Source organism: Bradyrhizobium elkanii USDA 76 (assembly GCF_023278185.1).
Classification (GTDB): Bacteria; Pseudomonadota; Alphaproteobacteria; order Rhizobiales; family Xanthobacteraceae; genus Bradyrhizobium; species Bradyrhizobium elkanii.
This window is the reverse complement of the sequence record NZ_CP066356.1, coordinates 8,618,522-8,631,150: the sequence shown is the minus strand read 5'-3', so window position 1 is coordinate 8,631,150 and position 12,629 is coordinate 8,618,522. Positions and strand designations below refer to the sequence as shown.

Below are 12,629 nucleotides of genomic sequence, written 5' to 3'. Positions count from 1 at the left end.
TGCGATAACGAAATGCACGATAGCGTGTTTTGTACCAAGTGCAACCTCAACGATTGTCTGGCTTTCGTGAATTTTTTCGAAGGGCGTGACGCATAAATGTCGTTGTAATGGCGTGGACCTTCGCCACCAGGGTCGACACGAATGCGGTCTCACCAAATCAACAACGCCTGCCGGATCGATTCGGCAGGCGGTGGTAGGGCCGTCGCAACGTTCGATCAAACAACCAGATCGTGATGGGTTTGGAGATGATCGGTCGGCGTGCCGCCCATGGCGGCGAAAATCGTCTCGTGGCCAACCCACCATGGCGTGGCGGCATTGGCATGCCCGCTGAACAGATCGGACAAGGTCTGGTTGGTCAGGTCCACATGGCTTGTGTTGGTCTGCGATTGCGTCTGGGTCGATGACGAGAAGTCGAAGCTGTCGCGGTTGGTCAGGTTGACCGTCGACGTATTGGTCGTCTGCGAGGCTACGGAGCCTTGCGTCGGCATGGCCTTCTGCAATGCCAGGTTGGATTGAGCGACATCCGTAGCCGTTGGCAACCGCCGCTCGCCATCGGCGAGGCCGATATACATCAGACTGTTGGCATCGGACGGCGAGACGGTGTCGGGAAGGCCGAGAACGTGGCCCAATTCATGCACGACGGTGGTCAGCAGATCGAGATGGCCTGCCGCGGCCGTCGACGGGTCGGTCAAGAGATCGGTGCCGGCGGCATTGACGGCGTGCGCGAACTCGAAATTGTCCGATGGCGTCGGGTCGATGAACCAGCCATGGCCGGCCGCATCGGTATCGATCGTGATATGCCCGGCACCTTCCTGACCGACAATCTGGCCGGCGAGGTCGACGACGCTGAAAGTCGTCGCATGCAGGAGAGCGAGCTGCGTCGCGCTGGCGCCCGCACTCGCCCACTGCGCAATCGCCGCCGACACTACCGAGTTGAGCTCAGCCTGCGTCAGGTGCATCTCGCCTGTGCCCGGAGTCGACACCTGAACGCCGCCCGCTTCGGCGAGCAGTGGCGCGACCACCGCGGGAAGCGTCGGCAGCGTGTTGACCAGCGTCGTCGTGCCGACGCCGCCCGTGGTGTCGACGGTGATGGCGCCCGTGCCGCTGGTGTTGTCGTCGGTGATCACGCCCGCAGCGGTGCCCGATGCCGAACCGTTCCGCGAGAGGTTCAGATGGGTGTTGGCGTTGAAGTTGCTCAGCTCGACGTCGGTGGCATAGCTGGCGTTGTGGTTCAGCGTGTTCTTGCTGCCCGTGCCGCCTGCGCCCATGCCGATGACGACATTCGTCGTGCTGGTGTCGGTCGCCGTCGCGCCGTTGTCGACAAGCATTGCGGCAAACGGATTGGCGGAGGTCGGAGACGACACCGAGTTGCCGTAAAGCGTGGCGTTCAGGGTCGAGCTGCCGTCGTTGTTCTGGAGATGGATGCCGTTGTTGCCGACCCCGGTGATGGTGTTGTTCTGGATCAGCGTCGTCAGGCTGCCGGCGCCGGCGTCGCGGACGAAGATGCCGTCGGAGTTGGATCCCACCTTCGCCGGGCCGATAACGTTGCTGGCGATGGTGCCGGACATGGTGCCGTTGTCCTGGCCCTTCGCCACGAAGATGCCGACCGTGTCGAAGGCGTTAGCGCCGCCGTCGGTCAGGGTGTTGTGCGAGATATCGAACGTGGTGGTCGCGGCAGAGACGAGACCGCCGGATCCGCTCCTGATGTCGACCGCGGTGCCGCCGCCGGGAATGATGGCCTGTCCGTTGTGGAACGTGTTGCCCCGAACAACGGCGTCCATCGACGCATTGTTGTTGGCGGTCATCGCGATGAAGTCGGCGCGCGTGCCGGCGAACGTGCTGTTCGTCAGCGTGTAGTTGGCGGTCGCGGAATTGTAAACCTGCGCGCGGACATTGTCATTGCCGCCGATGGCATTGATCAGGCCGAACGTGTCGTTGTCCATCGTCAAGCGGTTCAGCGTGCCGCTGGTGTTGTAGAGATCGATGTTCTGATTGTATCCGCCGGAGATGCCGGATCCGGTGATCGAGGCGGTGCCGAGCAGATTGTCGAACCGGATGCTGCTTTCCTCGCGGTCACCGGCATTGGTGGTGCCGTTGACGCCGCTGATGGTTCCGTCCGCGAACGTGAATCCGGTGACGTTGTTGCCGTAGATCGCGAAGTTGCTGAAGTCATGCAGCGTCATGTCGCTCAGCGACACGTTCGAGGTGTTGTGCAGGTAGATGCCGGTTCCGCCGGTGCCTGACGTCGTCTGCCCACCGGCGTCGGTGCCGCTCAGGATGTCAGCCCCGGTCTTGTTGTTGATGGTGCCGCCGGAGCCGGCGGTTCCCGTGCCGGTGACCGTGAGCCCGCCGGCCGCTCCCGTCGTGTCGAGGATGATGCCGGCGTTGCCCGACGAGCCGGTCGACGAAATGCTCTTGAAGGTGAGATTGCCCGCGCCGATGTTGGTGTGCTCGACATCGAGGGCAGTGCCGGTCGTCGACGTGATGGTGTTGTTGCTGCCGGTGACGACGATCGTGCCGCCATGGGTGAAGCTCATGCCGCTGCCGCTGGCGGTCTTGATCACGATGTCGGACATCGTGACGGTGCCGACATTGAAGCCGTCGTCGCTGATGCCCATGCCGGTCGAGGCCGAGGTATCGATGCTGACACCGCTGATGCTGTGGCCCGACGTGCCGAGCAGGTCGATGCCGTTGTCGGCGCCGGTTACCTGGATCACGGGATCGGTGCCGGTCGCGGTGTTCGCGGTCACCACGGCGCCGGTCACCGGATTGGTGAAGGTCAGGCTGTGGCTGCCGCCGACCAGGTTGACGCCGTTGGCGAGATTGATGCCGTTGGCCTCGGTATAGGTGCCGGACCTCAGCACGACATAGTCGCCCGAGCCCGCCGGATTGGCCGCGTTGTAGGCGGCGATCGAGGTGTATGGATCGGCCGCGGTGCCGAGATTGGCGCTGTTGGCGAGCGCCGTGGGCGAGTTGTCGATGTAGAACACCTGCGGGACGACGCCGACATGGAAGGTCTGGGCGCCCGACGTGAGCGGCCCGCCGGTGCCGGTATTGCCGTTGTCGTTGATGTTGAGCGTGACGGTGTCCGAGCCGGTGAAGCCGTCGTCGCTGTTGTAGGTCAGCGTGGCGAGCGCGGTGTTGACCTGCGCGACGGTGCCGGTCAGCGTCACTGTGTGGCTGCTGTTGTTGGTGAAGCTGGCGAGCCCGGCGGTATTGAAGGTCAGGTTCGCATGGCTTGAGGCAATCGTCGCCGTGACGTTGCCGCTCGCGGCATCGATGTCGGCGACCGAAAGCCCTGAAATCGCGAAGTTGGTGTGCGAGAACGCCGTGCCGATCGAATTGTCCGCCGGCACCGACGCGGTGGGCCCGTCGTCCACGGCAGTGACGCTTCCCGTCGTCGATCCCGACCCGGTGTTGCTGCCGCCATTCGCGGTGCCACCGTCATCGTGCACGGTCAGGGTGTAGGAACGCGCGGTGGTATCGGGGTTTTCGCTGGTGTTGTTGAACTGGATCAGGTCCAGCGCCGCATTGTAGTGCGCGAGTGTGTCGGTACCGGTGAAACTGATCGTCTCGGTGCCCGCGGTGCTCGTGATCTCGAAGTGGATGCCGCCGATATCGCCGCTGTTGCCGGCGTGGCCTGCGATCGACAGCGCATCCGACGGCTTCAGATTGTTCAGCACGAAGGTCGCATCGGTCAGGTTGTTGCCTTCGGCGTCCGTGATCGTCAGGTTCGGCGTGATCGTGACCGGCGTCGAGTTGGCGGCCGGCGTGCCGTTCGGCGGCTCGGAGAAGCCGGTGATGGCACCGAAGCTCACGACCGGCGCATCGTTGACCGGCGTGACATGGATGGTCGAGGTCGAGGTGTTGCTGCTGTCAGTGCCGTCGGTGACCGTAAAGCTGACGGTGCGATCCGCGCCGGACGGATTGTCGCTCGAGTTGAAATAGGTGATGGAATCGAGCGCGGCCTTGTAGTTGGCGACGCTGGAGGAGCCGGTCAGCGTCAGCACGCCGGTCGCGGAATTGTACGATCCCGAGATGCCGATCTGGCCTGCGAAGCCCAGCACGTCCTGGCCGGCGGCGAAGCCGCCGGTGATCTGCACCGTCGCGCCGGTCAGGTTGGCGCTGTCGATGTCGGTCACGTTGACCGACGCGTCGATCACGGTCGCAGCCTGGTTTTCGGTGTAGTTCAGCGTGCCGCCGGCGGTCGTGACCGGCGGATCGTTGACCGGCGTGACGTTGATGGTGCCGGTGACCGGCGTGGAGGTCGCCGTGCCGTCGTTTGCGATGATCGTGACGGTGCGCGCCAGACCCGACGGGTTGTCGCTGGTGTTCTGATAGGTCACCGAGGCGAGCGACGCCTGATAATCGGCGACGCTGGCGGTGCCTGTCAGCGTCAGCACGCCGGTTCCCGCATTGAACGAGCCGGTGATGCCGTTCTGGGACGTAAAGGCGAGGACGTCCTGACCGTTGGCGTAGTTACCGGTGATCTGCACCGTCGCGCCGGTCAGCGTAGTGTTGTCGACGTCGGACACGATGATCGCCGGGTCGAACGCGGTCGCGGCCTGGTTCTCGGTGTAGTTGAGGGTGTGACCGGCGGTGACGACGGGCGGGTCGTTGACCGGGGTGACGTTGATGGTGTCGGTGACCGGTGAGCTGTCGAGCGTGCCGTCATTGGTCGTGATGGTGACGGTGCGCGCCAGCCCGGACGGATTGTCGCTGGTGTTGATGTAAGTCACCGACGCCAGCGCGGCCTGGTAGTTCGCGACGCTGGAGGAGCCGGTCAGCGTCAGCGTTCCGGTTGCGGCATCGAACGAGCCGGTGATGCCGTTCTGGTTGGTAAAGCCGAGGACATCCTGGCCGCTGGCATAGTTGCCGGTGATCTGCACCGTCGCGGACACCAGATTGGCGTCGTCGCCGTCGGTGACGGTGATCGCCGAATCGATCACGGTCGCGGCCTGGTTCTCGGTATAGTTCAGCGTGTGGCCAGCGGTGACGACCGGCGCCTGGTCGACCACCACGGCGATGGTGAAGGTCTGCTGGCTGTGCAGGGTGCCGTCGCTTGCATCGACTGTGACGTCATAGGACGGGTCGGCAATGTTGATCTTGCTGGGATCGGCGACCGTGATCTTGCCGGTGGTCGCATTGATGGTGAAGCCGCCGCCTGAGGTGTCGCCGACCAGCGAATAGGTCACCGCGGGGCCGTTGACGTCGGTCGAGGATGCCGTGACGCCGGTTCCCGCGCCGACCGGCGCGTTGACCGCAACGCGGTTGGCGCCGGCGTCGGCATCGACCGGGGCCGACGGCGCGACGTCGGTGACGGCGATGGTGAAGGTCTGCGAGCTCGCCGTCGTGCCGTCGCTGGCCTGCGCGGTGACGATGTAGGCGTGGCCCGGCGCGCTCTCGTAATCGAGCTTGGTGCTATCCGCGACGGTGATGACGCCCGTTGTCGCGTTGATGGTGAAGCCGCCGCCGGAGGTGTCGCCGATCAGCGCATAGGTCACCGGCGGGCCATTGACGTCGATCGACGACGCCGTGACGCCGACGGTCGAGCCGTTGGCCGCGCCTTCGGCGATCGCATTGGCGCCGGCGTCGCTGTCGACCGGAACCGAGGGCGGAGCTTCGGTGACGGCGATGGTGAAGGTCTGCGAGGTCGCAAGGGTGCCGTCGCTGGCCTGCGCGGTGACGGTATAGGCGTGGCCGGGCGCGCTTTCGTAATCGAGCTTGCTCGGGTCCGCGACGGTGATGACGCCCGTTGTCGCGTTGATGGTGAAGCCGCCGCCGGAGCTGTCGCCGGTCAGCGAATAGGTCACCCCCGGGCCGTTGATGTCGGTCGAGGATGCGGTGACGCCGACCGTGGTGCCGACGGCCGCGCCTTCGACGACGGTATTGGCGGCAGCATTGTTGTCGACCGGAGCCGACGGCGCAACGTCGGTGACGTTGACGGTGAAGGTCTGCGTGCTGGTCTGCGTGCCGTCGCTGGCCTGTGCGGTGATGGTGTAGGCGTGGCCGGGGGCGGTTTCGAAATCGATCTTGGTGGGATCGGCGACGGTGATGACGCCGGTCGCGGCGTTGATGGTGAGGCCGTGGGCATCGCCGACCAGCGAATAGGTCACGGTGCCGCCATTGATGTCGGTGGCGTGCGCGGTGATGCCGACGGCGGTGCCGATGGCGGCGCCTTCGACCACTGTGTTGATCGCGGCGTCAGAGTCGGTGGGCGCCGACGGCGGAGCGTCGGTCACGCCGATCGTGAAGGTTTGCGTCGTCGAGGTCGCGCCGCTGGTGGCCTGGACGGTGATGGTGTAGGCGTGGCCGGGTGCGCTCTCGTAATCGAGCTTGTTCGGATCGGCGACGGTGACGACGCCCGTCGTGGCATTGATGGTGAAGCCGCCGCCTGAGGTGTCGCCGGTCAGCGAATAGATGGTGGTTGCGGGGCCGTTCGGATCGACCGCGGAGGCGGTGATGCCGACCAGCGTGTTGACGGCTGCGCCTTCGACGACGCTGTTGGCGGCGGCGTTGACGTCGACCGGCGCGCTGATCGCGACGTCGTTGACGTTGATCGTGAAGCTCTGCGAACTGACGCCGCCATGGCCGTCGCTGGCCTGGACCGTGATGGTGTAGGCGTGACCCGGCGCGGTCTCGAAGTCGATCTTGGTGGAATCGGCGACGGTGACGATGCCGGTATTGGGATCGATCTTGAAGCCGCCATGGGAGGAATCCGATGTCAGCGAGTAGGTGACGCCGGGGCCGTTGACGTCGGCCGACGACGCGGTGATGCCGACCGAGGTGTTGACCGCAGCGCCCTCGTTGACTGCGTTGGCGGTGGCGTTGCCGTCGGTCGGCGTCGAGGGCGGCGCGTTGCTGACCGCGATCGTGAAGCTCTGCGACGAGACGAAGATACCGTCGGTCGCCTGCACATTGACGACGTAGCTGCCGCCGGAGCTCTCGAAATCGACCTTGGAGGGATCGGCAATCGACACCACGCCGGTATTCGGATCGACCTTGAAGCCGCCATGCGAGGAATCGGACACCAGCGAATAGGTGACCGGAAGACCGATCAGGCTGGTGGATTGCGCGGTGATGCCGACCGATGTGTTGGCTGCGGCGCCCTCAACGACCGTGTTGGCGCCGGAATTGGCGTCGGTCGGAGGCGACAGGAAGCCGGGCACCGGCGGCCACGGTGTGCCGGGAGGACAGCCCAGGTAAAGATATTGCAGGCCATAGGTATTGACGAACGCCTGCGCGGCCGGATCCAGAATGATATTGCCGCTCGGATCGAGATGAAGCTCGGGGCGTGTTAAACCACCGATTGTATAGGCAGGTATGGTCGTCATGAGCACTCCCGCGATCGGCGTGAAAGCCGATCAATAACTACAATTGTTGGGGACGACGACGTGTGAAGCGGTTCACACGTTGAGGTTGACCACTCGCGACCCGAGATCGCGCCGGTCCGCTCGCAATATGCGGACACCGCGACGGTTGCGGAGTCCCGACATCAGCAAGTTCAAATACGCCTGCCATTACGTAATCGCTTCCACTCACACTCGCCGCGAGAAAAGCCCAATGAATGTTCGAGAAAAGCGCGGCGGCCAAGAAAATTTACCGGTTGGCAACCACGACCGTATTGTCGATGTTTCCGAGTGTCAATGTGTGTCCGCGTGACACCGCGTCGTTAACCACGATTCGGCCATGCAGCGGGAGGTAGAGTATCGGAATTCGACCATTTTTGATCTTGTGCGACCCCCGGTGGTTTCTGCGCCGCAGACCGAGTTGGCGTTGTGTGACGAATATGTGTCGGCGATTCGCCTTGTGATTGATTCCCGACGCGCCTTCTGTGATCTCTTCTCACCCGAAAGGCCAGTGAATCTGTCCCTTCCCGTCGTCACGGCTTCGCGATCACGTCGTAAGGCTTTCAGATTGCGCAACTATTTGCTTGATCCGGCGGCCATCTTGAACAGACTGGGGAGCGGCTACATCTGTGACGTCCGCTGCCGCGACATTGCGGTGGTCCATCCGCGTTGAATCACCGCAAGTTTAATTGCGACTTTCGTAGCCCTGCACTGATCCTGGGGGAGAGGGAATTGAGTTCGATTGACAGAACGGGGCGTGCGGCTCCGATGGCCGGCGTCGAGCGTCATTTGCTTCGCCGCCATGCCTCACGCGGCCTGTCGCTCAGGCCTTGGCTCGCCCTTGCGCCGATCGGGCTGCTGGCGGCGCTGGCGCTCGGCGGCTGCGACAACAAGAGCGCGCAATCGCAGGCCGCGCCTCCGCCGCCGCCCGTGACCGTCGCGCAGCCGGTCAAGCGCACGGTCACCGACTGGGACGAGTTCACCGGCCGCTTCGAGGCGATCGAGGAGGTCCAGGTCCGCGCCCGTGTCGGCGGCTTCGTCAACAGCGTCGAGTTCAAGGACGGTGCGATCGTCCACGCCGGCGATCTGCTCTACATCATCGATCCGCGGCCGTTCGAGGCGGTCGTGCTGCAGGCCGAGGGCCAGCTCGCCGACGCACGGGCCAAGGGCGAGCTTGCCAAGCGCGATCTCGAGCGCGGGCTGAACCTCGTGCAGACCAGCGCGGTCTCCGAGCAGGTCGTCGACCAGCGCCGCCAGGCGTTGCAGGCGGCGCGCGCGGCCGAGACGCAGGCCGAAGGCACCCTGAAGGCCGCGCAGCTCAATGTCGAATTCACCCATGTGCTGGCGCCGATCACCGGCCGCGTCAGCCGGCATCTGGTCACTCCGGGCAATCTGGTGCAGGGCAGCGAGGGTGGCGCGACGCTGCTTACCTCGATCGTGTCGCTCGATCCGATCTACATCTATTTCGACGTCGACGAGGCGACCTATCAGCGCAACAGCAAGCTGTGGTTCGAAGGCAGGCGGCCGAGCTCGCGCGACACGGCGAACCCGGTGCAGATCGCGTTGACCGGCGAAACCAAGCCCTCGCATGAGGGCAAGATGGACTTCCTCGACAACCGGCTCGACGTCTCGACCGCGACGCTGCGCAGCCGCGCGGTCGTTCCGAACAAGGATCTGTCGGTCCTGCCCGGCCAGTTCGGCCGCGTCCGAATCATCGGCTCCTCTCCCTATGAGGCGCTGCTGATCCCGGACAGCGCGGTTGCCACCGACCAGTCGCGCAAGATCGTGTTCGTGGTCAAGGACGACAACACGGTGGAAGCAAGGGCAGTCACGCTCGGGCCGCTCGACGATGGCCTGCGCGTCGTCCGCGAAGGCCTCAAGGCGGAGGATCACGTGATCGTCGACGGCCTGCAGCGCGCCCGCGTCGGCGCCAAGGTGACGCCGAAAATGGCGCAGGCTCCGGCGGATTCCAAGCCTGCGGCAGGCGACAAGCCCGCGGCCGCCGACAAGCCCGCCGCAGGTGCCAAACCATGAATCTCGGCAGGCTCTCCATCAACCAGCCCATCCTCGCGATGGTGCTGTCGATCGTGCTGCTGATCGTCGGCGCGATCGCCTATCCGACGCTGCCGGTCTCGGAATATCCGCAAGTGGTGCCGCCGACCGTCGTCGTCACCACGCAATATCCGGGCGCCTCGGCGCAAACCGTGTCCGACACTGTCGCCGCTCCGATCGAGCAGGAGATCAACGGCGTCGAGGACATGCTGTATCTCTACAGCCAGGCGACGTCGAACGGCCAGCTCACCATCACCGCGACCTTCAAGCTCGGCACCGACCTCGACAAGGCTCAGGTGCTGGTGCAGAACCGCGTCGCGATCGCGCAGCCGCGGCTGCCCGAAGAGGTGCAGCGCAACGGCGTGACCACGCGCAAGAACTCGCCCGACATCCTGATGGTCGTGTTCATGCTGTCGCCCGACGACACGTTCGACCAGCTCTACATCTCCAACTACGCGCTGCTGCAGGTCCGCGACCAGCTGTTGCGGCTCGATGGCGTCGGCGACATCCAGATGTTCGGCGCGCGCGATTACTCGATGCGGCTGTGGCTCGATCCCGACCGGATCGCCAATCTCGGTCTGACCTCGACCGAGGTGCTGGCGGCGATCCGGGCGCAGAACCTGCAGATCGCCGGGGGACAGATCGCCGAGCCGCCGATCGCCGATCGCGCATTCCAGCCGAACCTCGTCTTCACCGGCCGCCTCAAGGACATCAGGCAGTTCGAGGACATCGTGGTGAAGGCCGGCTCCGACGGCCGCACGGTACGTCTGCGCGACGTCGCCCGCGTCGAGCTCGGCGCGCTGTCCTACGCCACCAACAGCTTCCTGCTGCGCAAATCCGCCGTCGCGCTGCTGGTGACGCAACGGCCCGGATCGAACGCGCTCGCCACCGCCAAGAGCATCTCCGACACGATGGAGCGGATGAAGGCGAGTTTCCCGAAGGGGCTCGACTACAATATCGGCTACAACCCGACCGAATTCATCGCCCAGTCGGTCCACGAGCTGATCAAGACGATCTACGAGGCGATGGCGCTCGTCGTCATCGTGGTGCTGGTGTTCCTGCAGGGATGGCGGCCCGCGATCATCCCGATCATCGCGATCCCGGTGTCGCTGGTCGGCACCTTCGCGGTGATGGCCGCGCTCGGCTTCTCGATCAACAATCTGACGCTGTTCGGCCTGGTGCTCGCGGTCGGCATCGTGGTCGACGACGCCATCGTGGTGGTCGAGAATGTCGAGCGACATCTCGAGCACGGCATGAGCAGGCGCGACGCTGCGCTCAAGACCATGGAGGAGGTCGGCGGCGCGCTGGTCTCGATCGCGCTCGTGCTGTGCGCGGTGTTCGTGCCGACCGCCTTCCTCGGCGGCATTTCCGGGCAGTTCTTCCAGCAATTCGCGGTGACGATCGCGGTCGCGACCGCGATCTCCTGCTTCTGCTCGCTGACGCTGTCGCCGGCGCTGGCCTCGCAGATCCTGGTGCCGCATGAGGAGAAACGCCCGCCGGCGCGCTGGAACATCATCGCGCGCGGCTGGGATAGTTTCACCGCGCTGTTCAACCGCGTGTTCGACCGGCTCGCGCACGGCTATGCATCGGTGGCCGACTTCGTGATCCGGCATACGGTGGTGATGCTTGCGCTCTACCTCGTGCTGATCGGCAGCGCCGGCTGGCTGCTCGCGACCACCTCGCAGGGCTTCATTCCGGCGCAGGATCGCGGCTACGTCATCATCTCGGCGCAGCTGCCGGGCGCCGCGTCGCTGGCGCGGACCACCGCTGTTGTGCGCGAGATCGAGCGGATTGCGCTGGATACGCCGGGCATCGTTCGCGTCGCGGCTTTCGCCGGCTTCTCCGGTGCGACGCGCACGCAGCAGGGCAACGCCGCGGCGCTGTTTCCGGTATTCGACGAGCCGGAGGCGCGCCTGAAGAAGGGGCTGACGGCGAACGCGATCACGGCCGAATTGCGCAAGCGTCTGTCGGTGATCCAGGGCGCCTTCATCATCGTCATTCCGCCGCCGGCCGTGCCCGGTATCGGCACCGGTGGTGGCTTCACCATCCGTGTCCAGGATCGCCAGGGACGCGGACCCGAACTGCTGGCTTCCGCGACCGATGAACTGGTGACAGCCGCGCGCAAGTCGCCGTCTCTCACGTCGGTGTTCTCGCCGTTCACCGCGAACACGCCGCAGCTGTTCGTCGACATTGATCGCGTCAAAGCGCAGAAGCTTGGGGTGCCGATCGCCAACATCAATGACACGATCCAGACCTATTTTGGTTCGACCTATGTCAACGACTTCAACCTGTTCGGCCGCACCTATCACGTTACCGCGCAAGCCGATCTGCCGTTCCGGAAAGACAGCCCCGATCTCGCAAGGCTGCGCACCCGCAACGTCGCCGGCGACATGGTGATGCTCGGCAGCATCGTGGACTTCAAGGACGTCTCGGGACCCGACCGCGTCGCGCGCTACAATCTGTACTCGGCGTCCGAACTGCAGGGTGAACCGGCACCGGGCGTGAGCTCGACGACGGCGCTCAACACCATCAAGCAGCTCGCCGACCAGACATTGCCGAGCGGCTTTTCCTTCGAGTGGACCGACCTGTCCTACCAGCAGGTCACCGGCGCCAATGCCGGCCTCTACGTGTTCCCGATCTGCGTGCTGTTCGTCTATCTGGTGCTGGCCGCGCAATATGGCAGCTGGACCTTGCCGTTCGCGGTGATCCTGATCGTGCCGATGTGCCTGTTCGCGGCCACGATCGGCGTGCGCATCATGGGCCAGGACGTCAACATCCTGACCCAGATCGGCTTCGTGGTGCTGGTGGGGCTGGCCGCCAAGAACGCGATCCTGATCGTCGAGTTCGCGCGCGACATCGAGCTCGAGGGCCGATCGCGGCTGGACGCGGTGATCGAGGCCTGCCGGCTCCGTCTGCGGCCGATCCTGATGACCTCGTTCGCCTTCATCCTCGGCGTGCTGCCGCTGGTGGTGTCGACCGGTTCGGGCTCGGAGATGCGGCAGGCGGTCGGCGTTGCCGTGTTCTTCGGCATGCTCGGCGTCACCCTGTTCGGCCTGGTCTTCACGCCGATCTTCTACATGGTGGTGCGCAACCTCGCGGAGGGAAAGAACGAGGGCAAGCCCGCGGAGCCCAAGGCAACTGTGGCGGGGTGACGGGAAAGTAGCAAGTGCTGTCGACGCAGCCCATACTTTTGGCTGAGCGGAAATCGATGGGCAGGCGTGGGGTTAT

3 protein-coding genes are annotated in these 12,629 nt (G+C 64.8%); 2 read left to right on the top strand and 1 reads right to left on the bottom strand.

Annotated elements, in window-relative coordinates:
• Positions 1-215: 215 nt before the first annotated feature.
• Positions 216-7,334: a cadherin domain-containing protein gene (locus JEY66_RS40915; RefSeq protein WP_018269476.1), complete on the bottom strand. Its 7,119-nt coding sequence runs from the start codon at positions 7,332-7,334 to the stop codon at positions 216-218.
• Between the two features lie 783 nt (positions 7,335-8,117).
• On the opposite strand from JEY66_RS40915, the gene JEY66_RS40910 reads away from it, so the two are divergent.
• Both JEY66_RS40910 and JEY66_RS40905 read left to right on the top strand, forming a co-directional pair.
• On the top strand, positions 8,118-9,383 hold the full coding sequence (locus JEY66_RS40910; protein ID WP_016839789.1) for an efflux RND transporter periplasmic adaptor subunit: 1,266 nt from the start codon (positions 8,118-8,120) through the stop codon (positions 9,381-9,383).
• Complete coding sequence (locus JEY66_RS40905; RefSeq protein WP_016839788.1) at positions 9,380-12,553, top strand: efflux RND transporter permease subunit; 3,174 nt, start codon at positions 9,380-9,382, stop codon at positions 12,551-12,553. The genes JEY66_RS40910 and JEY66_RS40905 overlap by 4 nt, the downstream gene beginning before the upstream one ends.
• Positions 12,554-12,629 lie beyond the last annotated feature (76 nt).